21 protein-coding genes and 1 tRNA gene are annotated in these 24,982 nt (G+C 68.4%); 13 read left to right on the top strand and 9 right to left on the bottom strand.

The features are described 5' to 3' along the window. The first annotated feature begins 131 nt into the window (after positions 1 to 131). Complete coding sequence (locus ACFVHY_RS20835; RefSeq protein ID WP_390275204.1) at positions 132 to 1,238, top strand: class I SAM-dependent methyltransferase; 1,107 nt, start codon at positions 132 to 134, stop codon at positions 1,236 to 1,238. A gap of 16 nt (positions 1,239 to 1,254) precedes the next feature. Here ACFVHY_RS20835 and ACFVHY_RS20830 read toward each other — a convergent pair whose 3' ends face one another. Both ACFVHY_RS20830 and ACFVHY_RS20825 read right to left on the bottom strand, forming a co-directional pair. Further along, the gene (locus ACFVHY_RS20830; RefSeq protein WP_390275203.1) at positions 1,255 to 2,427 is read right to left on the bottom strand and encodes a cystathionine gamma-synthase; all 1,173 of its coding nucleotides are present in this window, start codon (positions 2,425 to 2,427) and stop codon (positions 1,255 to 1,257) included. Between the two features lie 10 nt (positions 2,428 to 2,437). Continuing rightward, entirely contained in the window at positions 2,438 to 3,832 is a 1,395-nt protein-coding gene (locus ACFVHY_RS20825; RefSeq protein WP_055474900.1) for a cystathionine beta-synthase, read from the bottom strand. Positions 3,833 to 3,920: 88 nt separating this feature from the next. Between ACFVHY_RS20825 and ACFVHY_RS20820 the strand changes: the two genes are divergently transcribed. Continuing rightward, the gene (locus tag ACFVHY_RS20820; RefSeq protein ID WP_390275202.1) at positions 3,921 to 4,856 is read left to right on the top strand and encodes an SGNH/GDSL hydrolase family protein; all 936 of its coding nucleotides are present in this window, start codon (positions 3,921 to 3,923) and stop codon (positions 4,854 to 4,856) included. Positions 4,857 to 4,921: 65 nt separating this feature from the next. Continuing rightward, positions 4,922 to 6,145, top strand: a complete 1,224-nt coding sequence (locus tag ACFVHY_RS20815; RefSeq protein WP_055474902.1) for an acetyl-CoA C-acetyltransferase — start codon at positions 4,922 to 4,924, stop codon at positions 6,143 to 6,145. A 40-nt stretch (positions 6,146 to 6,185) separates the two neighbouring features. Here the strand turns inward: ACFVHY_RS20815 and ACFVHY_RS20810 are convergent, their stop codons facing one another. The 5 genes from ACFVHY_RS20810 to ACFVHY_RS20790 form a co-directional block, all read right to left on the bottom strand. Beyond that, positions 6,186 to 6,746: a DUF6790 family protein gene (locus ACFVHY_RS20810; RefSeq protein ID WP_390275201.1), complete on the bottom strand. Its 561-nt coding sequence runs from the start codon at positions 6,744 to 6,746 to the stop codon at positions 6,186 to 6,188. A 152-nt stretch (positions 6,747 to 6,898) separates the two neighbouring features. Then, the gene (locus ACFVHY_RS20805; RefSeq protein WP_390275200.1) at positions 6,899 to 7,765 is read right to left on the bottom strand and encodes a Bax inhibitor-1/YccA family protein; all 867 of its coding nucleotides are present in this window, start codon (positions 7,763 to 7,765) and stop codon (positions 6,899 to 6,901) included. A gap of 144 nt (positions 7,766 to 7,909) precedes the next feature. Then, a complete protein-coding gene (locus tag ACFVHY_RS20800) occupies positions 7,910 to 8,596 on the bottom strand; it encodes a TetR/AcrR family transcriptional regulator (protein WP_390275199.1) in 687 nt (228 codons plus the stop codon). Between the two features lie 55 nt (positions 8,597 to 8,651). Further along, entirely contained in the window at positions 8,652 to 10,922 is a 2,271-nt protein-coding gene (locus tag ACFVHY_RS20795; RefSeq protein ID WP_390275198.1) for an MMPL family transporter, read from the bottom strand. A gap of 53 nt (positions 10,923 to 10,975) precedes the next feature. Next, entirely contained in the window at positions 10,976 to 12,214 is a 1,239-nt protein-coding gene (locus ACFVHY_RS20790; protein WP_390275196.1) for an oxygenase MpaB family protein, read from the bottom strand. A 189-nt stretch (positions 12,215 to 12,403) separates the two neighbouring features. Here ACFVHY_RS20790 and ACFVHY_RS20785 point away from each other — a divergent pair. From ACFVHY_RS20785 to ACFVHY_RS20770, 4 genes are all read left to right on the top strand, one after another. Then, positions 12,404 to 12,477 (top strand) — tRNA-Leu (locus ACFVHY_RS20785). Positions 12,478 to 12,733: 256 nt separating this feature from the next. Continuing rightward, complete coding sequence (locus ACFVHY_RS20780) at positions 12,734 to 13,603, top strand: DNA/RNA non-specific endonuclease (RefSeq protein WP_390275194.1); 870 nt, start codon at positions 12,734 to 12,736, stop codon at positions 13,601 to 13,603. Between the two features lie 5 nt (positions 13,604 to 13,608). Next, complete coding sequence (locus ACFVHY_RS20775) at positions 13,609 to 14,172, top strand: hypothetical protein (protein ID WP_390275192.1); 564 nt, start codon at positions 13,609 to 13,611, stop codon at positions 14,170 to 14,172. Positions 14,173 to 14,276: 104 nt separating this feature from the next. Beyond that, positions 14,277 to 14,495, top strand: coding sequence for a hypothetical protein (locus ACFVHY_RS20770; RefSeq protein WP_004020299.1), 219 nt, complete (start codon positions 14,277 to 14,279; stop codon positions 14,493 to 14,495). Here the strand turns inward: ACFVHY_RS20770 and ACFVHY_RS20765 are convergent. After that, complete coding sequence (locus ACFVHY_RS20765) at positions 14,492 to 15,346, bottom strand: SDR family NAD(P)-dependent oxidoreductase (RefSeq protein ID WP_390275190.1); 855 nt, start codon at positions 15,344 to 15,346, stop codon at positions 14,492 to 14,494. The genes ACFVHY_RS20770 and ACFVHY_RS20765 overlap by 4 nt on opposite strands. A gap of 177 nt (positions 15,347 to 15,523) precedes the next feature. Between ACFVHY_RS20765 and ACFVHY_RS20760 the strand changes: the two genes are divergently transcribed. From ACFVHY_RS20760 to ACFVHY_RS20735, 6 genes are all read left to right on the top strand, one after another. Continuing rightward, positions 15,524 to 15,871 carry an L-rhamnose mutarotase gene (locus tag ACFVHY_RS20760; protein ID WP_390275189.1) on the top strand — a complete coding sequence of 116 codons (348 nt, stop codon included), beginning with the start codon at positions 15,524 to 15,526 and terminating at the stop codon, positions 15,869 to 15,871. Positions 15,872 to 15,979: 108 nt separating this feature from the next. Further along, the gene (locus ACFVHY_RS20755) at positions 15,980 to 17,353 is read left to right on the top strand and encodes an MFS transporter (RefSeq protein WP_390275188.1); all 1,374 of its coding nucleotides are present in this window, start codon (positions 15,980 to 15,982) and stop codon (positions 17,351 to 17,353) included. Positions 17,354 to 17,478: 125 nt separating this feature from the next. Continuing rightward, entirely contained in the window at positions 17,479 to 18,639 is a 1,161-nt protein-coding gene (rhaI, locus tag ACFVHY_RS20750) for an L-rhamnose isomerase (RefSeq protein ID WP_390275187.1), read from the top strand. Between the two features lie 49 nt (positions 18,640 to 18,688). Then, entirely contained in the window at positions 18,689 to 20,725 is a 2,037-nt protein-coding gene (locus ACFVHY_RS20745; protein ID WP_390275185.1) for a bifunctional aldolase/short-chain dehydrogenase, read from the top strand. Then, complete coding sequence (locus ACFVHY_RS20740) at positions 20,722 to 22,209, top strand: rhamnulokinase family protein (protein ID WP_390275183.1); 1,488 nt, start codon at positions 20,722 to 20,724, stop codon at positions 22,207 to 22,209. Before ACFVHY_RS20745 ends, ACFVHY_RS20740 begins: the two co-directional genes overlap by 4 nt. A gap of 20 nt (positions 22,210 to 22,229) precedes the next feature. Next, entirely contained in the window at positions 22,230 to 23,465 is a 1,236-nt protein-coding gene (locus tag ACFVHY_RS20735; protein WP_390275236.1) for an alpha-hydroxy-acid oxidizing protein, read from the top strand. 40 nt (positions 23,466 to 23,505) lie between these two features. Here ACFVHY_RS20735 and ACFVHY_RS20730 read toward each other — a convergent pair whose 3' ends face one another. Continuing rightward, complete coding sequence (locus tag ACFVHY_RS20730; RefSeq protein WP_137809267.1) at positions 23,506 to 24,963, bottom strand: MFS transporter; 1,458 nt, start codon at positions 24,961 to 24,963, stop codon at positions 23,506 to 23,508. Between the last annotated feature and the right edge of the window lie 19 nt (positions 24,964 to 24,982).

Below are 24,982 nucleotides of genomic sequence, written 5' to 3'. Positions count from 1 at the left end.
GCTGTCACCATCGGCTCACCGCCCAGCGGGCCACGGTCCGGTCATGACAGCGCCGCGACAGGACCCCGGCGCACGCTCGGTGCACACGCCGCCCGGCGTGGTTACGACATCGCACACGAGAGGTTCATCCCATGACCACCACACACGCCGCCGGTTCCGACACCGCGATCGACTTCGCTCGGGTCGAGGCCTTCGCCGGCCAGGTGAGCGCCGATCTCACCCATGCCTACCACTCGATCAGCACCTACCTGGGCGACCGCCTCGGACTGTGGCGGGCGCTGGCGCAACTCGGTTCGGCGACGAGCGCCGAGCTCGCCGAACGCTCGGGACTCGCCGAACGGTATGTGCACGAATGGTTGTGCGTGCAGGCCGCGGCCGGATACGTCCTGCTCCGCGACGCCGGTGATGACGCCGCGAATGGCCCAGAGGTGTTCGTGTTCCCCGCCGAGCACGCGATGGTGCTCGCCGAGGACAACAGTCCGGCGGCGATCGTGGCCGGCTTCGAGGTCGCCGCCGCGGTATGGTCCTCGGTCGACCAGCTCGCGCATGCGTACGCGACCGGCGACGGCGTGCCCTGGCACGCGCACGATTCCCGCCTGTTCTCCGGCGTCGAACGGTTCTACGGCACGATCTACCGGGCGTCGTTGCTCAGCGAGTGGGTTCCGGCGATCGACGGCCTCGGACAGCGCCTCACCGACGGCATCCGCGTTCTCGACGTCGGGTGCGGGTACGGGGTCCCCACGATCCTGCTCGCCGAGGCCTTCCCGAACTCCACGTTCGTCGGCGTGGACAGCCACGAGGAGTCCGTCCGGCGCGCCACCGCAGCCGCCCAGGCGGCCGGGGTCGACGACCGGGTCCGCTTCGAGGTGGCGACGGCCCAGTCGTACGCCGGCGACCACGACGCGATCATGATCTTCGACGCCCTGCACGACTTCGGCGATCCGGTGGGTGCGCTCGCACACGCACGGTCGTCACTGCGTCCCGGCGGTCAGGTGATCGCCGTCGAACCGCTGGCGCACGACACACTGGCCGAGAATCTGACCAATCCCGTTGCGCTGCTGTTCTATTCGGGTAGCTCATACCTCTGCGTGCCGCACAGCATCGCCGACGGCACGACCTCGCTGGGCGCCCAGGCCGGCCCCACTCGACTGCTCGACACCTTCCGGGCGGCCGGTCTGACCTCGGCGCGTGTCGCGGCGACCACTGCGTCGAACCTGCTCCTCGAGGCGCGGGTCTGACGGCGACCCCGACTCCTCAGCGCAGCGCGTTCTCCAGGTCCCCGAGGAGGTCGTCGATGTCCTCGATACCGACCGAGAGCCGGACGAGGTTGGCGGGGACCTCGAGGAGCGATCCGGCGGTCGAGGCGTGCGTCATCGCACCGGGGTGTTCGATCAGCGACTCGATGCCGCCAAGTGATTCGGCGAGCGTGAACACCTCGGTGCGGGCGCAGAACTCCTTGGCGGCGTCGAGCCCGCCCTTGACCAGCACCGACACCATGCCGCCGTAGCGCTTCATCTGCTTGCCCGCGACCTCGTGGCCAGGATGGTTCGCCAGACCCGGGTACAGGACGGCGTCGATCTTGTCGTGGCCGCTCAGGTAGTCGACGACCTTTTCCGCGTTGTCGCAGTGCCGGTCCATCCGGACGCCGAGGGTCTTGATGCCGCGCAGGGTGAGGAACCCGTCGAACGGTCCGGGGACCGCCCCGGCGCCGTTCTGCAGGAACGCGAACGCCTCGTCGAGCTCCTCGCTGTCGGTGACCAGTGCGCCGCCGACGACATCCGAGTGCCCGCCCAGGTACTTGGTCGTGGAGTGGAGCACCACGTCGGCGCCCAGGACGAGCGGCTGCTGCAGGTACGGCGAGGCGAAGGTGTTGTCGACGACGAGCTTCGCGCCGGCCTCGTGCGCGACGGCGGCGAGGGTCTCGATGTCGCCGACGTTGAGCAGCGGGTTGGTCGGCGTCTCGGTCCAGACCAGCTTGGTCTCCGGCCGGATGGCGTCGCGCACCGCGGCGACGTCGGACACCGGGGCCACCGAGTAGGTGATGCCCCACTGGCTGAACACCTTGTCGATGAGCCGGAAGGTCCCGCCGTAGGCGTCGTTGGGGATCACCAGATGATCGCCCGGCCGCAGCGTCGAGCGCAGAACACAGTCGGTGGCGGCCATGCCGGAAGCGAAAGCCCGTCCGTACGTGCCGCTCTCGAGCGCAGCGAGATTGGCTTCGAGGGCGCGTCGGGTCGGGTTTCCGGTGCGCGCGTACTCGAAGCCGTCGCGCAGTCCGCCGACGCCGTCCTGGGCGAAGGTCGAACTGGCGTAGATCGGGACGTTCACTGCTCCGGTCTGCGGATCCGGCTCGTACCCGGCGTGGATGGCGCGGGTCGAGAAGCCTTGCCAGCGAACCGAATCCGCGGCACTGCGTCGTTCACTCACGGTGATGCTCCTATCCGACGATCGGGTGGCTCGACACGAAGGCGAGCAGGTCGTGGCGCGTGATCACGCCGATGGGCTTGCCGTCCTCGACCACCATCAGCGCGTCGCAGTCGCCGAGCGCCTTGGTGGCCGCCGACACCGGTTCGCCGGAACCGATGAGCGGGAACGGCTCCCCCATGTGTGCCGACACCGGGTCGGCGAGGCTGGCACGACCTTCGAAGACCGCGCTGAGCAGGTCGCGCTCGGTGACCGCACCAGCGACCTCGCCGGCCATCACCGGCGGTTCGGCGCCGACGACCGGCATCTGCGAGACGCCGTACTCACGCAGGATCTCGATCGCGTCGCGCAGGGTCTCCTGCGGGTGGGTGTGCACGAGGTCGGGCAGGGCGCCGGTCTTGCCGCGCAACACATCTCCGACGAGGGACTCCTTGGTGTTGGCGTCCAGCGGCGTCCGCAGGAAGCCGTAGCTGCTCATCCACTGATCGTTGAAGATCTTCGCCATGTAGCCGCGGCCACCGTCGGGCAGCAGTACGACGACGACGGCGTCGGGCCCCTCACGCTCGGCGACCTGCAGGGCCGCGACCACCGCCATCCCGCACGAGCCGCCGACGAGCAGCCCTTCCTCGCGGGCGAGACGCCGGGTCATGTCGAACGAGTCGGCGTCGGACACGGCGATGATCTCGTCGGGGATGTCCGGGTCGTAAGCCGACGGCCAGAAGTCCTCCCCGACACCCTCGACGAGGTAGGGGCGCCCGGTCCCGCCCGAGTACACCGACCCCTCGGGGTCGACGCCGACGATCTTCACCGAGCCGCCGGACACCTCCTTGAGGTACCGGCCGGTACCGGTGATGGTGCCGCCGGTGCCGACGCCGGCCACGAAGTGCGTCACCTTGCCGTCGGTGTCGGCCCAGATCTCGGGACCGGTGGTCTCGTAGTGACTCTGCGGACCGGCCGGGTTCGCGTACTGGTTGGGCTTCCACGCACCGTCGATCTCGGTGACCAGGCGGTCGGAGACGCTGTAGTAGCTGTCCGGGTGGGACGGCTCCACCGCGGTCGGGCAGACCACGACCTCGGCACCGTAGGCGCGCAGGACGTTGCGCTTGTCCTCACCGACCTTGTCCGGGCAGACGAACACGCACTTGTAGCCACGCTGCTGGGCGACGAGCGCCAGGCCGACGCCGGTGTTGCCCGACGTCGGTTCCACGATGGTCCCGCCCGGCTTCAGCTCACCCGAGGCCTCCGCGGCGTCGATCATCCGCACGGCGATGCGGTCCTTGCTGCTGCCACCGGGATTGAGGTACTCGACCTTGGCGGCGACCAGGCCCGATCCGGGTGAGGTCACCGAGTTCAGCTTGACCAGCGGGGTGTTGCCCACCAGGTCGACGACGTGATTGGCGATACGCATGCGTCCATGGTCCCAGAGCCGCCGCGAACAGCGACACCCGGCCGCTGCCCCGGTCAGCAGATCCCGCTGAACGCCTAAACTGGCACTCGTGTCCGGTTCGAGTCGTCGAGGAATCGTCCCCGCCAGGATCGTGCGCGACGTCGGCGCGACAGCGGCCGCGACCGCGGGCGCGGCCGGCGCCGGATGGGCCGCCTACAACCTGTTGAACAGTCAGGCCGCCGAGGCCCGCGTGGTGATCCCGCACCGTACCGACAACGCCCCGGACGGCGACGGCGTGTACCGCCCCGACGGCACCAGCGCACGTTTCACCCGGGACACCGTGTACGACCTGTATCTCGTAGTGTTCGGGGACTCGACGGCGGCCGGACTGGGTGCCGAGACCGCGGACGAGACGCCGGGAGTTCAGATCGCCCGCCGCGTGGCCGCGGAGACCGATCGGGTGGTCCGCTACGCCAACAAGGCCATCGTCGGCGCGACGTCGAAGGGGCTCGCGGCCCAGATCGAGGCCATGTTCGTCCATCACGAGCGACCCGACGTGGCCGTCATCCTCGTCGGCGCCAACGACGTCACCGCTCGCAACAGTCCGCTCCCGTCGGCGCGCCGGCTCGGGGAGGCGGTCCGCGCCCTCGTCGACGAGGGCGCGAAGGTCGTCGTCGGCACCTGCCCGGATTTCGGCGTGGTGACCGCGATCCCCCAGCCCCTACGAATGGTGTTGCGACGCTGGGGACTCACGCTGGCAGCCGCGCAGCGATCGGCGGTCCGGGCCGCCGGGGGGCGGCCGGTCCCACTGGCCGACCTGCTGACCGAGGAGTTCCTCGCGCGCCCCGAGCACATGCTGTCGCCCGATCGATTCCACCCGTCGGCCGCGGGGTATGAGCTCGCCGCCGACATCCTGGTGCCCGAGGTGCTCGCCTCGATCGGCGAGTGGGGTCCGACGCCGCTGCCCGAACCACCCAAGGTGTCCGAAGCCGTCGAAGAAACACGGTTCGTCACACGTCTCAGGAGACGTCTGACACACCGGTGAGCAGCCACGAGCCCGGCTGACCGACCTCCCGACCAAGCAGATGCTTGGTGCGGTAGTTTCGAGGTATGCCTGAAGCCGTCATCGTCGCCCACGCCCGTTCCCCGATCGGCCGCGCCGCCAAGGGATCCCTCAAAGACATCCGACCCGACGAACTGTCGCGTCAGATGGTCGAAGCCGCGCTCGCCAAGGTGCCGGAGCTCGACCCGGCACTGATCGAGGACATCCACTGGGGCATCGGCCAACCCGGCGGACAGGGCGGTTACAACATCGCCCGGGTCATCGCGGTCGAGCTGGGTCATGACCACATCCCCGGCGTCACGGTGAACCGCTACTGCTCGTCGTCGTTGCAGACCACCCGGATGGCGCTGCATGCCATCAAGGCCGGCGAGGCCGACGTCCTCATCTCCGGTGGTGTCGAGAGCGTGTCGAGCTTCGGCATCTCCGGCGGCGCCGACGGCGCACCCAACTCCAAGAACCCGCTGTTCGACGACGCGATGGCCCGCACGGAGAAGGCGGCCGCCGGTGACGCCGGCATCTGGCACGATCCGCGCAAGGACGGGGTCATCCCGGACGTGTACATCGCGATGGGGCAGACCGCCGAGAACGTCGCCTCGTTCACCGGCATCTCCCGCGAGGACCAGGACAAGTGGGGCGTACTGAGCCAGAACCGCGCCGAGGAAGCCATCAAGTCCGGTTTCTTCGAGCGAGAGATCGACCCGGTCACCCTGCCCGACGGCTCGCTCGTCACCACCGACGACGGTCCGCGTGCGGGCACGACCTACGAGAAGATCTCGCAGCTGAAGCCGGTCTTCCGTCCGGACGGCACGATCACCGCGGGTAACGCATGCCCGCTCAACGACGGCGCCGCGGCGCTGGTCATCATGAGCGACACCAAGGCGAAGGAACTGGGCCTCACCCCGCTGGCGCGCGTTGTCGCCACCGCGGCCACCGGCCTGTCGCCGGAGATCATGGGACTCGGTCCGATCGAGGCGATCCGCAAGGTGCTGCGGGTCTCGGGGATGTCGCTGTCGGACATCGACCTCGTCGAGATCAACGAGGCCTTCGCCGTGCAGGTCCTCGGTTCGGCCCGTGATCTCGGCATCGACCACGACAAGCTCAACGTGTCGGGTGGCGCGATCGCCCTGGGTCACCCGTTCGGGATGACCGGCGCCCGCATCACGACCACCCTGCTCAACAACCTGCAGACCCGCGACAAGACCTTCGGCATCGAGTCGATGTGCGTGGGCGGCGGTCAGGGCATGGCCATGGTGCTGGAGCGCCTCAGCTGATCAGTGCTGGAGCGCCTCAGCTGATCAGTGCTGGAGCGCCTCAGCTGACCGAGGCCGTCTCCGTCTCGTCGACGCCCCTCGCCGCGTTCGGTCCCCGGACCGCGACGCTGCGGGGGGTCGTTCGTCGGTACACGAACCAGGCGATGACGACGGCACCGACGATGTAGATCTCGGCGGGGATCGCCCAGACGTTGTTCGTCGCGGTGTTGTCGTGGATGTAGTACTGCGAGATGTGGCCGGCGAGGTCTCCCCCGTAGCTGATCGCCAGTGCCCACACGGCGGCGTCGAGCCATCCGCCACGATTGCGCACCCGGTAGCAGAGCACGCCGAGCACGCCCACGGCGATGTCGTTCCACCCCAGCTCCCACTGGAACATGGACGGGATGAAGTCCGGCCCGATGCCCTCGGCGATCTCGGGGGCGTTCGGGCCGACGTGGCCGACCCCGGCGAGGATGCCGAATGCGCCGCCGGGGACGAGTATCCAGAGCAGCACGAGTTCGGCTGCGCGGCCGGCGGTGCGTCGTCGCATCGACCGGTCCACCAGTATGTGCACGACGGCGCCGATGATCATCAGCGCCAGCTGGATCAGAAAGAACACCATGTCCGCACGGTAGAACCGCGGTGATGGGGTTGTTCCCGCAAACGCACCCGGGTGGCACACTTTGTCGCCAACCGACCCTGACACGACGATGATCCTGAATACGACAGTGGCCCCGCACCTGCCGAGGTGCGGGGCCACTGTCACATGACCGACTAGTCGGAGTTGAAGTAGGTCAGCAGACGCAGGATCTCGACGTACAGCCAGACCAGGGTGACGGTCAGGCCGAGTGCCACGCCCCAGGCGGCCCGGTCGGGTGCGCCCGCGCGGATCAGGCGATCCGCGGCGTCGAAGTCCAGCAGGAAGCTGAACGCGGCGAGGGCGATGCAGACCAGCGAGAAGATGATGGCGATCGGGCCACCGTCGCGCAGGACTCCGGCCTCACCGGTGAACAGACCGATGACCAGGTTGCCGAGCATCAGGACCAGGACGCCGATCATGCCGGCGAACAGCATGCGGGTGAAGCGCGGCGTCACGCGGATGGCGCCGACCTTGTACACGAACAGCATGCCGAAGAACACACCGAAGGTGCCGAGGACTGCCTGTCCGATCAGCGCACCGGCCGAGGTGTCGCCAGCGACCGCCCAGTTCGCGAACACGAACGAGATGGCGCCGACGAAGAGGCCCTCGAACGCGGCGTAGGCCAGCACGATGGCCGGGTTGTCCTGCTTGCGCCCGAAGCTCGCCACGAGAACGAGGACGAGACCGGCGATGGCGCCGACCAGCATCAACGGCGTGGCGAGTGCTGCCTGGGCGGCCTCGGTCGCGCGGCTGCTGATCGCGAAGTACGTGGCGACCGCGGCCAGCGTCAGCACTCCGAGGGTGATCGCGGTCTTGGTGACGACGTCGTCGATCGTGAGCTGACGAGTGGCCGGCGGTGCCGGCTGGGTGTAGGGGTCAGTGGCCTGACCGAACTGGTTGGCCGCGGCGCCGGCGCCGGCCATGCCGGCCCCGAAACCCGCGTATCCGGATTGATTGTCGCGGACCACGCCGCGCATCACCGGATTGCTGCTTTCTCGCACGAAGCGCTCCTTCATCGGTACGGATGTCTGCCGTCTCAACGTCGGGCCGTTTCTGAGAGTTCCCTGACGGGAACTCGCAACGACCGAGTCGACGTCGACTTTACCGACTCTTGACCCTTCTGTCGTCAGACACCCGCCACCGGGTCAGTTCACCCGGTCGCGCAGCGATCTCAACCGGCGGCCCACTGCGGTCTGATCGATGCCGCCGTCGGTTGCGAGCGAGGCCCGGCCCAGGCACATGGCGGTGAGCATGGCTTCCGCACGCGCGAAGTCGTCCCCCCAGGCGAGACCCGGTTTGGCGAGCATCAGCGACGCGATCCCGTGGGCGGCGGCCCAGAACTCGAGAACGATGTCGGCGATCTCGGCGTGATCGAACACCCCTTCGTCGGCCAGCTCGGTGACGGTTCCGGCGAACCGGGAGTACGCACTGGCGGCGAGCACCTCGTCGACCTTCGACGGATGCCCCGCGGAGGTGGGCTTGCCGAACGCCACCCGGTAGAGCACCGGGGTGGCGACGGCGAAGCGTACGTAGGCCATCCCCTGGTCGAGTGCCCGCCGGAAGGCGTCGTCGACTCCCTCCGACGCGGCGGCCATCTCGTCGTCGAGACGCTCGAAGTAGCGGGCGCACACGGCGTCGAGCAGGGCTTCCTTGTCGGCGAAGTGCAGGTAGATCGACGGCGGTGTGACCCCCACGCGGTTGGCGACCGCGCGGATCGACATCGCGGTGTCGTCACCGTTCTCCACCAGCAGCTCGCCGGCCGCCTCGATGATCTCCTCCGCGAGGTTCTCGCCGGACCCGCGCGGTGATCTCGCTCGTCTACGTGTCGTCACTGCACTCCTGCACCTGTCCCGCCGCCGTTCGTCCGTCGTCATGACGTATTCGGTGTCAGACCCTCGTCGGCGCGGTGTCCGGCGCCGCTTTCTCGGGACGCCCGACCTCCGGGGCCTCCTCGGACAATCCGATCCGATCGTGTAGCCGTCGCAGCGGACCCGGCGCCCACCAGTTCGCCCGCCCGGCCAGACGCATGAAGGCGGGGACGAGGAACATGCGGATGATCGTCGCGTCCATGAGGACGGCCAGGGTGAGACCGACCCCGAACATCCGCATGAACGAGACCTCCGACGCCGCGATGGCGGCGAAGACGATGCTCATCAGCAGGGCTGCCGCTGTGATGACCCGGCCGGTTCGGGCCAAGCCCAGGGCCACGGCATGGTCGCTGGCCGCGCGCGTCCGGTCCGATCGCAACCACTCCTCACGAATCCGTCCCAACAGGAACACCTCGTAGTCCATCGACAGGCCGAATGCCACGCAGAACAGCAGCACCGGCATGGTCGCACTGAGCGTGCCCGTGGCGGTGGTCCCCAAACCTCCGAGGTGCCCTTCCTGGAAGAACCAGACCATCGCGCCGAACGTCGCCGACAGCGACAGGATGTTGAGGACGAGCGCCTTCAGCGGCAGCACGACGCTCCCGGTGAACAGGAACAGCAGCACGAACGTCGCGATCGCGACGAGGCCGAGCACCCAGGGCAGATGCGCGTAGATCGACCCGACGGTGTCGTCGGTGGCGGCGGCGAGCCCGCTGAACAGGGTCTCCGCTCCCGCCGGCGGCGGCACCGCCCGCAGCTCGTCGAGCTGGGCGATCCCCGACTCGCTCATCGGGTCACGGTCGGTCGACACCTGCAGGACGTGTACGTCGCCCCGGGTGTCGTCCGGGCTGCCGGGCGCGGCCGGCGCACCCCGGACGAACGTCCCGGCCGACGACCCCGCGGAGTTGACGTCTCCGACCGTCGACAGGGCGCGGGTGTAGTCGGCCAGGGTCGCATCGTCCACCGGCCCCCGCACGACGACGGTGACCGCTGCGGATAGGTCGTCCTCGTAGTCGTCCCGGATCTCCTGCTGGATCGCGTGGGCGCTCGCCGACTCCGGCAACACCCGGTCGTCGGGGAACCCCAGCTTCATCGACAGGAACGGCGCACCGAGTACCAGCAGGAAGACCGTGACGACCGCGGCGACCGGCAGGGCGTGGCGGAGCACCCACTGAACGAGCCGGTACCACCAGGTGTCCTCGGGTTCGACGGGCCGCGCCGGCGGCAGTCGCAGCAGGCGCCGGAGAGGCTTCCGGGCGTCGAACGCGTCGATGCGATCACCGAGGAGCATGAGCACCGCCGGCGTGAGGACGAGTGCCGCCACCGCGGCCACGACCACGACGCCGAGACCCGCGAAGGCGAAGCTGCGCAGGAAGTACTGCGGGAACAGCACGAGAGCGCTGAGCGACAGGGCGACGGTCACCGCGGAGAAGGCGACCGTCCGCCCGGCCGTGGCCAGGGTCCGGACGATCGCGTCGGGCCGGCTCAGACCGTGTCCGACCTCTTCCCGGTAGCGCGTCAGGATCAGCAGCGTGTAGTCGATCGCGAGCGCGAGACCCAGTGCGGTGGTGAGGTTGAGCGCGAACACCGAGACGTCGGTGACCGATCCGATCGCCCGGAGCAGCGCGAAGGTGAGGATGATCGAGACGATGCCGATGCCGACCGGGACGGCCGCCGCGAGCAGTCCGCCGAAGATGAAGATCAACACGATGAACGTGATCGGGATCGCGATGGCCTCGGCCACGAGGAGATCGGACGCGGTCTGGTCGTTGACCTGTGCAAAGACCATTCCTTGACCGCCGACCTGCACGGTGATCCCGTCGCGGTCACCGGCCAGGGCCTCGGCGATCTCCTCGGCGTGGCCCGGCGCCGCATCCTCGCCGCCGTCGAGCGAGGCGATGATCAGCGTCGACGTCCGGTCGCGACTGACGAGCGCGGAGTCGAGCGCCGGATTGGCCCACACCGAGAGGATCTGGTCCTGCACGTACTGATTGCGATTCAGGTCGGCGACGATGTCCTCACCGACCGCCCGTGCCGTCGGGTCGCGGGAGATGTCGACTCCGTCGGGACCGTCCAGCTTGACCACGACCTGGACCCCGCCGCGGTTGAACGTCTCGTCGAGCGTTCTCTCCGCCCACGCCGACCCCGAGTTCGGATCGCTGTACCCTCCGGCCAGCAGATGTTCGGCCGCGGTGGCGCCGTACGCGCCGGACACCACCAGCAGGATGAGTGCGCCCAGCAGCACTCGTTTGGGCATGGATATGACCAACCGTGTCAATCTGACCAGCATGCGGACCCCTGTCGCGTCGGTCGACTTTACGGCGTTAAGTTATCAGCAGTAATCTAGGCGGTCAAGGACGATTCGGGGACGTGCGGCATGCCGAGTCCGCGTCGGACCGTTCGCAGTTCGCGCTCGATCACCGTCGACTCCGATCCGAGCAGTCCGGTCGCGCGCGCGATCTCGCGCAGCCTGACGGCGGGCCGTGCGACGTCGACGAGATGGTGCAACGGCGTCCGGCGCAGACCCATCCGCCGGGCGACCGGGCGCTCGACCCATCTGGTGCTGATGGCCGAGAACGACGACATGAGCAGGGGTCTGGTGATCGTATCCACCGCGGAGACCAGCAGCCCCGGCACCGGAATCGGAGCGGCCCCGTGCACGACGCGCGGAAGGTCGTACCCCTCGCGAAGCAGCGCCTTGATCAGCACCTTCGACGAATCGTCGGGCTGCAGCTCGAATTCGCCTGCTATACGGAACAATTCGCTAGACGACTCGTAGCTCGTCGGCAGCAGGTCGTCATCGACCCCGATGACCCAGCCGATCCAGCGCCACAGATGTGTGATCGCCTCACATTCCGCACTGCTGTAGTGGATCCCGAAATCCCGTGCGACGACGAGAGGGAGAGCCAAGAAGCCGCACGAGATGGTCATCACGGCATACGTCTGGTTGATGGGTGCGCCCCACTCCCCTTCGTCCCAGCCCCCGGCGTCGTCCGTCGGATCGCCACCGGGCGGGTGCCGCAGGACGTCGCGGATGTAGGCGTGTAGCAGCCGAATACGAAGCGTCGCAACCCAACCGGGACGGCCCGGGAGCATGGATCCGGGCGTGGTCGCCTCGGCGACCCAGCGGGCCGTCGACTCGACCCGATCACGTGTCCCCGATCCCAGCCGGCCGGTGGCCACCAGCGGACGGACGAACCCCTGCGCCTTGAATCCGTAGATCAGCGATTGATACAGCGTCGACGACTGCAACGTCCCGAACCGCCACCAGGCGCGGGCGCCGGCTTCCGCCCAGGCCGGGTCGAACCACGGAGGTGGAGTGCTCGCGACCTGCAACAGATGCGTCATCGAGGCGGGCATCTCGAGGTGATCGACATCGGTCTCCGCCTCGGCGGAGGTGTGCTCTTCCAAGAGCGCGACCAGTGTGGAGAAGGAGATCCCGCGTTCTCTGGCCTCGACGATCACCGCGTCGGCGAGCGGATCGCCCTGGGTCAGACCCGCCTCGAGGCGCTCGACGATGACGGGATGCCGTTCTCGGACGGCCTCCCAATTGCGTGCCCCGGTCACCGCTGCCGCGTCCATGCCCCATGATGGCCCCGGCGACTGGGCCGGTCAAGGACGGCTGACTCCCGGACGTCGACTCGACTGCCAGACCTCGATCGAGGTCCGGCGGTCGAGTTGACGTCTGTCGGTGGCAGCGCCGGACGAATTCGGACACGCTGCCGCGGCTGACTATGCTCACCGTGGGGACCGTCGTCGAGCGGACCCCACGCCCCCATAGCCCAATTGGCAGAGGCAGCCGACTTAAAATCGGCACAGTGTCGGTTCGAGTCCGACTGGGGGCACCTTCCGACCGGGCATTTTCGCCGTTTCGGGTGCCACTTCCGGCGGCGCGTCCAAGTTCTCCGACCCGATCCGCGTCGATCAAACGCATGGCCGTTCAGCCGAATTCGTACGTGGACACCGCTCCGATCTCCACGGTTACATGACTGCCGGTGGTACCGAACGACTCTCGGGACCTTCCGAGTCCGTTACGGCCCATCGAGACCTGTCAGGACGACCCGTCGGGGGAACAGATGAAAGATATTGATGCGTGGGGCGATGATCGCTCTCGTTCTCGTCGTCGCACTTGTCACGCCGGTCCATGCGGCGAATGCCGTACCGACCGGATGCAGTGACCGCGACATCGCGCAGGGAAATGCCGAGGCCCGGTCACTGAACGCCCGCATCGCGGCGCACAACTCCAAGCCGAGGCAGTTCCGGATTCCGGAGCAGCAACTACAGGCCACCGCCTACCAGGCCGAGGCCAATCGACTGAACACCGAACGTGCGGCCCTCGTCGCCTGGGCCAACGGGTGCCGCATACACCTGCAGGGAATGGGCCCGGGCTCGGGCGGTCCACACCGGCCGAGCCCTCCCCCACCGCCGCAGCGGCCAGGCACCCCGCCGCCGTCGGTCACCAATCCGACGCCGGGTTACCCAGCGCCACAGCGCTACCCGTACAACGGAAAGATCGCGAGCGACCGTACAGACCGGACGACCCTCACGCGTACCACCCGATTCCGCGACGGTGGCGAAGTCAACCTGACGCGGATGCAGGGTCGCGCGGCGACCGGTATGAACGCAGCCATCACTCCGAACATGCTGCGGACCGGCACTCCGAGTACGCGCTCGGTCACTCCGCCGGGGTACCGGCCGGGACTGGAACGCGGACACCTGCTCGCCAACCGGCTCGGTGGGCTCGGCGGCGACGCCCGGAACATCGTCGCGTTGAGCAATACCGCCAACACCCGCATGCGCGTCCTCGAGAACCGGATCGCTCGTGTCGTCGCCAGGGGCGAAGCCGTCCACTACAGTGTGACCCCGATCTATGGGAACGGATACCACCGTCCGCCGACCGACATCGCCGTCGGCGCGTTCGGCGTGCGGGGCGGAATCGCTCATTTCGAGATCATCCCGAACGTGAGGTGACCACCATGCCGAAGCACACCATCGATGATCTGATCGCGCTGATCCCACCACCGGCGGCGCGCCCGGCGACAGTCGCCTGGGCGCAGACCGAGCACCGGCTCGGCTTCCGGTTACCGACCGACTACAAACAACTCGCCGACACGTACGGACCGGGAGTCTTCTGCGACGACTTCCTCGTGTGGACCGGACTCCCCTGGCCCGACGCGTCGATCGAGGAGGCGGGGCGCCACGCGGTGGCCGACCTCGAGCCGCTTCTCGAGGACTTGAGCATCGTGACGTGGGCGCATGACGACGGCACCGACACGGCCGTCGACCTGTCCGGCGATTCGTTGTTCGGGTGGGGACGTTCCACCGACGGCGACTCGGGATATTGGCACCGGACGGGCGACGACCCCGACGGGTGGCCGGTCCTGGTCACCGACGGCGTCATGGTCTGCGACTACCACCGCGGCGGTCTGGTCTCGTACCTGTACGACTTCTGGACGGGCGGCTTCCCGAACCGGCAGGTCTTCGCCGGCCGCGAAGCACCGGAACGACTGACCTTCGAGCAGGTGACCATCGGTTCGTAGGCGGGCGCCGGACCCGCCGCTCTGGCGCGGCTACACAGGCCCGTCCACGCGACTGCGTGGACGGGCCTCCGCTATCCCGGTACCGGCGTGCTGTACTCGGTGTCATGTCCACTCGGGTTGTCCTGCTCGCCGACTCCTCCGTCGCCCTGCTCACCCTCGGTATCTCGGTGTACTCGATCGCGGTCCTGGTGTGCCTCGGGATCGCGATCAACGCGGCCCGGTTCGGACGCAGACGGGTCGCGATCACGATGGCCTGGGTCGTCGGTGTACTGACCGTGGCCGGTGTCATCATCGCCATCCTGAGCAGCACCGCCGGCGGTTAACCCTCCGGCCGCAACTCCGCGCGTTGGCGATCGATGAATTGCGCGGCAAGCCGATTCGTGAGGCCGGGCGCCAATCGCTGGACGCGCCAGGTGATCCGGGATCGACGCGGGACTACCAGCAGTGGCTGATTCCGCTCGATGGCGGCGAGCGTGTCCCGGGCGAGGCGGTCGGCGTCGTACGCGGTCGACGAACCCTGACTCGCCAAATAATAAGAGCGACCGACGAATCCGCCGACCGATCCCTTGTCCAGGATCGGGGTCTCCACCGCCGCGGGACACACCGCCAGCACGTTCACCCCGCGGCCCGCGGCCTCGGTACGTAGTGCGAGCGACAGCCCCACGACCGCATGTTTGGTCATCACATAGCTCGTGATCAGTCCGGCGGCGACGAGCCCGGCCATCGACGCCGTGTTGACGATGTGTCCGCTACGTTGCTCGATCATCACCGGGTACGCGGCCGCGACCCCGTGCACGACGCCCCGGATGTTGACGTCGATGATCGAGTCCCATTGCTCCGGCGTCAGCATCTCGGTCGGACCACCCCAGGTGATCCCGGCGTTGTTGAACATCAGATCCAGGCGCCCCCACTCGGCGACGACCTCGTCGACCACCCGCTGCACAGCGGCGGCATCCGTCACATCAAGTTGCACCGCCCGTGCCGTGCCCGGCCCTCCGGACAACGAGGCCGTCACCCGCTGCGCCGCGGGTAGGTCGATGTCCGCGCAGGTGACGTGGGCTCCCCGGGTCACCAGCGCGCGCGTGAGCGCGGCCCCGATACCGGACCCGCCCCCGGTCACGATCGCGATCCTGCCCCCGACATCTGCTCCGCGCGTCTTCCCGAATCCCAGCACGGACAGAGCATGACCGATCCCGTCCCGGCGGGGTGCGCTTTGCGCGAACCGGGTCTTGACATCCTCACAGGCCGCTCTTAGTGTTGCTGCCATCACAAATTGAAACGTTTTAATTCGCCGGGTTGATCCTCTCTCGACGGTCTGCGTTTCCCATCACGTCGTTTGTCAGGAGCAGCCATGTCCGACCCCCAGCGCGTCTGCTTCGTGCTCCAGCTCCGCCCGGAGCGCGTCGAGGACTACCTCGACGCCCACACGGAGGTGTGGCCGGAGATGCTCGACGCCCTGCGCGCGACCGGATGGCGCAATTACTCGTTGTTCCTCCGCAAGGACGACGGCATGGTCGTGGGTTATCTCGAGACCGACGACTTCGCGACGACCACCGCAGCCATGGAGGCGACGGACGTCAACACCCGGTGGCAGGCGCACATGTCCGAGTACTTCCTCCCGCCCACCGGCGGCGACGCCGACGGCGCCAATCCCGACACCATCCGCACCGAACTCCTCGAGTACTTCCACCTCGACTGATCCATATCGAACACACGACGCGTACTGACGGGCACACCGACATCAGCGAACCCGGCTTGACCCTTCCGATCCCGACCCTCTCTACTGATCTCCGACGCTAGGAATCCCATGAAAGTAGGAGCGCGCTCCACCACCGGCTGGCGGGCGACCATCTCGGTTGCCATGTCGAACTACATCGAAGCCGGCTCGATCATCGCGATCGCCACCAGCCTGACCTTCTGGCAGGACGAGTTCGGCATCAGCAATTTCGCCGTCGGCCTGCTGGCCGCACTGAGCGCCAACGCGTTCGGCGCGGCGGTCGGTGCCGCCATCGGCGGACCGCTGTGCGACCGCTACGGCCGCAAGGCGATCTACACCTACGACCTGCTGGTCTACATGGCCGGCGTGTTGCTCGCCGCCTTCGCGCTCAACTTCACCATGCTGCTGGCGGCGTTCATCATCACCGGCCTCGCGGTCGGCGCGGGCGTACCCGCGTCCTGGACCTACATCGCCGAAGAGGCGCCATCGGTCGAACGCGCCAAACACGTCGGCACCGCCCAGCTCGCCTGGTCGGTCGGACCGCTGATCGGCTTCGCACTGGCGGCCGCGCTCGCCCCTATGGGCCTGCTCGGTTCGCGGATCATCTTCCTGCACCTCTTCGTCGTCGCCGCGGTCGTCTGGTGGATTCGCCAAGGGCTCGCGGAGTCCAAGATCTGGTCCGACGAGGCGGTCAACGAGACCCGTGAGCTCACCGCTTCCGTCGGCGCCCGCGGAATCAAGGGCCTGTTCTCCAAGAAGGTCAACATCACCGCGCTGCTCCTGCTCGGTGGCATCTACCTCTTCTGGAACACCGTGGCCGGACAGGCCGGCATCTTCATGCCGCGTGTCTACGAGACCGCGGGCGTCGAGAGCGCGGTCCAGCAGAACCTGCTGCAGGTGCTGGTCTGGGGATGCACCGTCCTCGCGACCTACTTCGGCTTCATGCGATACGCCGATCGGGTCTCCCAGCGCGCCCTGTACGTCTTCGGCGCCGCATTGGGCATCGTCGCCTGGATCGTGCTGGTCGCCTTCACCGACAGCGGTGTCGCCACGATGCTCGTCTTCGCGGTCCTGTGGGGCATCTCCTCGGGCATCGGCGCGCAGGCGTTCTACAGCCTCTGGGCCAGCGAGATGTTCGCGACGCCCTATCGGGCCAGCGCCCAGGGCGTCATGTTCTTCGCCGTCCGCACCGCAACCGGTCTCCTGAGCTACTTCTTCCCCACCATGCTCGCGGCCACCGGACTCACCACGGTCGGCATCCTGCTGGTCGCACTGCTCACCATCGCGCTGATCATCGGCGCCATCGCGGCTCCGGACACCCAGGGCAAGACGCTGCAGCAGATCGAGGTCGAGCGCTACGGCGCTCCGCTGTCACCCGAGCTCATCGAGACACCGGCATCCGCCGCGCACCCGACCCCGGGCACCAACCCGGCCGCGGAGTCGGGACACAGGGCCCCGGCCTGACACCACGGCCGGATCGCGCCGTGCGCGATTGAAACGTTCCACCAACTCGAATGTTCCACTCAGACCTCCCCGCCGCCGGCTGACCCCGACGCCGGCGGCGGGGAATCCCAACCGAAAGAAATCTCATGGCCACCTTTGACGAGACGATCCTCGACAACCTCGAGATCGAGCTCCCCTCCTGGGCGTTCGGCAACTCCGGCACCCGGTTCAAGGTGTTCGGCACCCCGGGCACCCCCCGCACCATCCACGAGAAGATCGCCGATGCCGCGAAGGTCAACGAGCTGACCGGGCTGGCGCCCACCGTCGCCCTGCACATCCCGTGGGACACCGTCGACGACTACACCGCCCTGGCCGCTTACGCGAAGGATCTCGGCGTCGGCCTGGGCACCGTCAACTCCAACACCTTCCAGGACGACGCCTACAAGTTCGGCAGCCTGACCCACACCGACAAGACGGTGCGGCAGAAGGCCATCGACCATCACCTCGCCTGCATCGAGGTGATGAACGCCACCGGTTCGCGCGATCTGAAGATCTGGCTGGCCGACGGCACCAACTACCCCGGACAGGGGGACATCCGCGGACGCCAGGACCGGCTCGCCGAGTCGCTCGCGACCATCTACCAGCACATCGGCGACGACCAGCGACTCGTGTTGGAGTACAAGTTCTTCGAGCCCGCCACCTACGTCACCGACGTCCCCGACTGGGGCACCTCCTACGCCCACGTGACCGCGCTCGGCGAGCGGGCGATGGTCTGCCTCGACACCGGCCATCACGCGCCGGGAACCAACATCGAGTTCATCGTCGCGCAGCTGCTTCGCCTCGGAAAGCTGGGTTCCTTCGACTTCAACTCGCGCTTCTACGCCGACGACGACCTGATCGTCGGCGCCGCGGATCCGTTCCAGCTCTTCCGGATCCTGTTCGAGGTGATCCGCGGCGGCGGGCTCGACGCCGGGTCGCCGGTCGCTCTCATGCTCGATCAATGCCACAACGTCGAGGAGAAGATCCCGGGCCAGCTCCGTTCGGTGCTGAACGTCGAGGAGATGACGGCCCGTGCACTGCTCGTCGACACCGATGCCCTGACCGAGGCTCAGGCCGCCGGAGACGTGTTGGGCGCGAACGCGATCGTGATGGACGCGTTCTACACCGACGTCCGTCCGATGCTCGCCGAGCGTCGTGTCCGTCGCGGCCTGCCCGCGGACCCGATGGCCGCATACGCCGACTCCGGATACCACGAGCGCATCGTCGCCGAGCGTGTCGGCGGTACCCAATCGTCCTGGGGCGCCTGAGCCCTCCCCCCGCCCCAGTTCCCCTGAACTCCCGAGGAGATCACCCGCAATGACCAATCCCGCAGTCGCCGCCCTCATCGCGCGGTCCAACCGACTCGGATCGGATCCGAAGAACACCAACTACGCCGGCGGCAACACCTCCGCCAAGGGCACCGACACCGACCCGGTCACCGGCGAAGACGTCGAACTGCTCTGGGTGAAAGGCTCCGGCGGCGATCTCGGCACCCTAACGGAGAAGGGCCTGGCCGTGCTCCGGCTCGATCGCATGCGTGCGCTCGTCGACGTCTATCCCGGCCTCGACCGTGAGGACGAGATGGTGGCCGCCTTCGATTACTGCCTGCACGGAAAGGGCGGTGCCGCACCGTCGATCGACACCGCGATGCACGGTCTCGTCGACGCCGCGCACGTCGACCACCTGCACCCGGACTCCGGTATCGCCATCGCCACCGCGTCCGACGGCGAGGTATTGACGCACAAGATCTTCGGTGACCGCGTCGTGTGGGTGCCGTGGCGTCGTCCGGGTTTCCAGCTCGGACTCGACATCTCGGCGATCAAGAAGGACAACCCGCAGGCCATCGGTTGCATCCTCGGCGGCCACGGGATCACCGCCTGGGGCGACACCTCCGATGAGGCGCAGGCGCATTCGCTGGAGATCATCCACACCGCCGAGGAGTACATCGCGGCCAACGGCCGGCCGCAGCCCTTCGGCGCCCCGATCGACGGTTACGGCGCACTGCCCGCCGAGGAACGCCGGGCCAAGGCCGCGGCGCTCGCCCCGTTCATCCGCGGTCTCGCCTCGATGGACAAGCCGCAGGTCGGCCACTTCACCGACGTCGACCCGGTCCTCGAATTCCTGGCGGCAGAGGAGCATCCGCGCCTGGCCGCACTCGGCACCAGTTGCCCGGACCACTTCCTGCGCACCAAGGTCAAGCCGCTCGTCCTCGACCTCCCGGCCGACGCGAGCGTCGAGGAGTGCAAGGAGCGCCTGGCGGCACTGCACGAGGCCTACCGCGAGGACTACCGCGCGTACTACGACCGTCACGCCACCGCGGACAGCCCCGCGATGCGCGGCGCCGACCCGGCCATCGTGCTGATCCCGGGCGTCGGCATGTTCAGCTTCGGCAAGGACAAGCAGACCGCACGTGTCGCCGGCGAGTTCTACCTGAACGCCATCAACGTGATGCGCGGCGCCGAGGCCATCTCGACCTACGCACCGATCGACGAGTCGGAGAAGTTCCGGATCGAGTACTGGTTGTTGGAGGAGGCCAAGCTCGCGCGCATGCCGAAGCCCAAGCCGCTCGCCACCCGCATCGCCCTGGTCACCGGGGCGGCCTCCGGTATCGGCAAGGCCATCGCGACGCGTCTGGCCGCCGAAGGTGCGTGCGTGGTGATCGCCGACCTCGACGCCGAGAAGGCACGGGCGGCCGCCGAGGAGATCGGCTCCACCGATGTCGCGATCGGGGTGGCCGCCGACGTCACCGACGAAGCCGCCGTCCAGTCCGCGATCGACGCGACGGTGCTCGCCTTCGGCGGCATCGACCTCGTCGTGAACAACGCCGGCCTGTCGCTGTCGAAGTCGTTGCTGGACACCACCACCGCCGACTGGGACCTCCAGCACAACGTGATGGCCCGCGGGTCGTTCCTGGTGAGCAAGGCCGCCGCACGCGCCCTCATCGACCAGAAGCTCGGCGGCGACATCCTGTACATCTCGTCGAAGAACTCGGTCTTCGCCGGGCCGAACAACATCGCCTACTCGGCGACGAAGGCCGACCAGGCCCATCAGGTCCGTCTCCTGGCCGCCGAGCTCGGCGAGCACGGGGTCAAGGTCAACGGCATCAATCCCGATGGCGTGGTGCGTGGTTCGGGGATCTTCGCCGGCGGCTGGGGCGCCAAGCGCGCCGCCGTCTACGGCGTCGAGGAGAAGGATCTCGGCAAGTTCTACGCGCAGCGCACCCTGCTCAAGCGCGAGGTGCTGCCGGAGAACATCGCGGGCGCCGCCTTCGCACTCTGCACGTCCGACTTCTCGCACACCACCGGCCTGCACGTGCCGGTGGACGCGGGCGTCGCCGCCGCGTTCCTGCGATGAGCCGATCCACCCGGTCCGCCCAGGTCGCCGCGATCGACCTGGGCGCGACCAGCGGCCGGGTCATGCTGGCCGACGTCTCGCGCGGACGACTCGAGCTCGACCAGGTCGCCCGGTTCACCAACGACCCGGTCCACATCTGGAACGGGCGCAGGTCCGCTCTGCACTGGGATGTCCCGGCACTGTTCCGCGCCGCGTCGGCCGGCCTCGCCGAGGCGGGCAGGCAGTCCGACGATCTGGTCGGGATCGGGGTGGACTCCTGGGCGGTGGACTACGCGCTCCTGCGGGAGGGCCGCATGCTCGGGTTGCCGCACCACTACCGGGACACCCGGAGCGCCGTCGGGGTGGACGCCGTGCACGCCGAACTCGGTCCCGCGGACCTGTACGTGCGCAACGGTTTACAGTTCCTGCCGTTCACCACCGTGTACCAATTGGCCGCCGAGAAGGCCGACGGGTTGCTCGACCAGGCCGACACCGCCCTGCTGATCCCCGACCTCATCACGTACTGGCTCACGGGCCGACGCGGCACCGAACGCACCAACGCCTCGACCACCGGATTGCTCGGCATCAACGGGCGGTGGGACACCGCGATGATGGAGCGTCTCGGATTGCCCGTCGGCTTGTTCCCCGACCTCGTGGAGACCGGCACCGACCAGGGCCCGTTGCTCGGCGACGTCGCCGAGCGCCTCGGACTGGCGACGTCGACCCGCGTCACCGCGGTCGCGTCCCACGACACCGCGTCGGCGGTCGCCGCCATCCCGATGGACCCGTCGCGGTCGGCGTACATCTCGTGCGGGACATGGGGTCTGGTCGGCGTCGAACTCGAGCAGCCGGTCGTCTCCCGCGACGGGTGGAAGGCCAACTTCACCAACGAGGTCGGCGCCGACGGCCGTATCCGCTACCTACACAACGTGATGGGCCTGTGGCTGCTCAGCGAGACGGTCCGCCAGTACCAGCGCGAAGGGTATCGCGCCGAACTCGGTGAACTGCTCGCGCTGGCCGCCGAGGCACCGGCGACGGTCGAGATCTTCGACACCGACGACGCCCGGTTCCTCCCGCCGGGAGACATGCCCGGGCGCATCCGCGACTGGTACGACGAGCGCGGCATGCGGCCGCCGATGACCCGCGCCGAGATGGTGCGCGCGATCGTCGAGAGCCTGGCGGCGGCCTTCGCCGACGGGGTGGCCCGGGCGGCCGAACTGTCCGGCACGACGGTGGAGACCGTCCATCTCGTCGGCGGCGGCTCGCAGAACCGACTGCTGTGCCAACTCACCGCCGACCGGCTGGGTCTGCCGGTGCAGGCCGGTCCGGTGGAGGCGACCGCGCTGGGCAACGTGCTGATCACCGCCCGCGCCCACGGTCTGATCGATGGCGACCTCGAGGCGATGAGGTCTATCGTCGCCGACAGGTTCCCGCCGCAACACTACGCACCCCGACACTCCCGCGGCACGCGCTCCCGCACCGCGGTGGGGACAGGAAAGGCATGACCATGCAAGGCAGTTCTCCCATGAAGCGTCGAGTTCCCAAACCGCGCGACCTCGCGCCGCTGATGCAGTTCAAGAAGCCCCAGTTCGACGCGAAGAAGCGTCGTCTCGACGCCGCCCTCACCATCGAGGACCTGCGCGCGATCGCCAAGCGCCGCACCCCGAAGGCGGCCTTCGACTACACCGACGGTTCGGCCGAGGCCGAGCTGTCCATCGAACGGGCACGACAGGCGTTCGCCGACATCGAGTTCCACCCGGCCATCCTGCGTGACGTGTCCAAGGTCGACACCTCGTGCACGATCCTCGGCGGGCGTTCGGAACTGCCGTTCGGCATCGCGCCCACCGGGTTCACCCGGATGATGCAGACCGAGGGCGAATACGCTGGTGCACGCGCCGCCGGCCGGGCCGGGATCCCCTTCTCGCTGTCGACGATGGGGACCGCGTCGATCGAGGACGTCCGGGATGCGAATCCGCACGGCCGCAACTGGTTCCAGCTGTACATGTGGAAGGACCGGGAGCGCTCGATGGCCCTGGTCGACCGCGCGGCGAAGGCCGGGTACGACACCTTGCTGGTGACCGTCGACGTGCCGGTCGCCGGGGCTCGTCTGCGCGACAAGCGCAACGGCATGTCGATCCCGCCGGCGCTGACCGCCAAGACCGTGCTCAACGCCATTCCCCGCCCGCAGTGGTGGATCGACTTCCTCACCACCGAGCCCCTGGCGTTCGCCTCGCTCGATCGATGGTCCGGAACGGTGGCCGAACTACTGGACACGATGTTCGACCCCACCGTCACCTTTGACGATCTGGCGTGGATCAAGTCGCAGTGGCCGGGCAAGCTGGTGGTCAAGGGCATCCAGACCGTCGACGACGCCAAGGCCGTCACGGCCCTCGGCGCCGACGGCATCGTGTTGTCGAATCACGGTGGGCGCCAGCTCGACCGCGCACCGATCCCGTTCCACCTGCTGCCCGACGTGGCCCGCGAGGTCGGCGCGGACACCGACGTCATGCTCGACACCGGCATCATGAGCGGCGCCGACATCGTGGCGTCGGTCGCCCTCGGCGCGCGGTTCACGCTCGTCGGCCGGGCCTACCTGTACGGCCTGATGGCCGGCGGGGAGGCCGGGGTGGACCGGATGATCGCGATCCTCGGCGAGCAGATCGCACGCACGATGCGGCTGCTCGGTGTCGCCTCGCTGGACGAGCTGACACCCGCGCACGTGACCCAACTCGAACGGCTGGTGCCCCGGTCGCGTTCCTGAGGCTCGACTGCCGAGGTCGCGTGGGCATCAGACCGGCCGCCTACGCGACCTCCGCGTCCTCGCGGCGGTGGGCGAAGTGATCCACGAGACCCACCACCAGCGCGATCAGCACCAGAACCGCGGCGGTCGCCAGTCCGATCTGGAACGCCCGCGCCCAGTCGCCTCCGGTGTTCGCGACCTGGGCGAAGAACACCGCACCGACGAGCGCGATCCCCGCGGCGGCCCCGATGCGCTGACCGGTCTGCAGGACGCCACCGGCGATGCCCGCCTTGGTGACCGGCACCTGGTCGAGGCTGAGCGTGAGGTTGGGCGAGATCACGAGACCGGAACCGATACCCGCCACCAGCAGTGGCAGCGCGGCGGCGTACCCGACTCCGGGACCGGACACGAACGCGACGGCGACGATCGTCGCGATCATCCCCACGACCACCAGGCCCAGACCCAGCAACACCAGCGAGCGCCCGACCCGGTTGACGATGTTGCCGCCGACACTGGCCGACACCGCCGAGCCGAGCGCGAACGGGGTCACCGCCAGACCGGCCTGCAGTGCCGAGTAGCCCAGGCCCTGCTGGACGAACAGCGTGTAGATGAAGAACACCGTGGTGAACCCGGCGAAGTACACCATCGCGATGATGCACCCGAGCGTGTACGACCGCATGGAGAACAACGAGAGGTCGACGAGTTGCTGGCGGCCGACGCGGCCCTGCCGACGTTCCCACAGGACGAACGCACCGATGAGCACAGCCGCGACGACGAGCAGCAGCCATTTCCGCCCGCCGGGCCATTCCTGTTCCTGGACCATCGGCAGCATCAGTGCGAACACCCCGGTACCCAGGAGCACGACGCCGACGGGATCGAAACTCCCCCGCAGCGGTTGTTTGAGTTCCTCGGGCCGAGCCGGGATCAACCGGATCGCGGCGACGAAGGCCGCGATGCCGATCGGCACGTTCACGAAGAAGATCCATCGCCACCCGTCGGCGGACCCGCCCAGCTGGATGAGGACCCCGCCGAGCAGCGGCCCGACCGCGGTCGAGATACCGATGGTCGCGGCGAACATGCCGAAGGCCCGGCCACGCTCGGCCCCGCGGAACAGCAGCTGGATGAGCCCGGAGACCTGCGGCGCGAGAATGCCGCCCGCGACGCCCTGGATCAGGCGGAAGACGACGAGTTGTGTCGGGCCCTGGGCGAACCCACATGCCGCCGACGCCAGCACGAACAGGGAAAGACCGATGAGGAAGGTCACCTTGCGGCCGCGTGCGTCCCCGACCCGGCCGGCCGGGACCAGGACGAGTCCGAAGGCGAGGGCGTAGCCGGACACGACCCACGAGAGGTCGGCCGAGTTCGCGCCGAGACCGGATTCGATGGACGGGAGCGCGACGTTGACGATCGAGACGTCGAGAAGGGTCATGAAGCCGACCACCAGGCACACCGCGAGCGCCTTCCAGCGCCGCGGGTCGGGTTCGTAGTCCGCGGAGAACGGGCTGGCCGGAGTCGACATGAATCGCCTTTCCTACAGG

This window comes from Gordonia sp. NPDC127522 (assembly GCF_042672305.1).
Taxonomy (GTDB): domain Bacteria; phylum Actinomycetota; class Actinomycetes; order Mycobacteriales; family Mycobacteriaceae; genus Gordonia; species Gordonia hongkongensis.
Note: the sequence above shows the minus strand (reverse complement) of the source record. Positions and strands in the feature narration are given on the sequence as shown.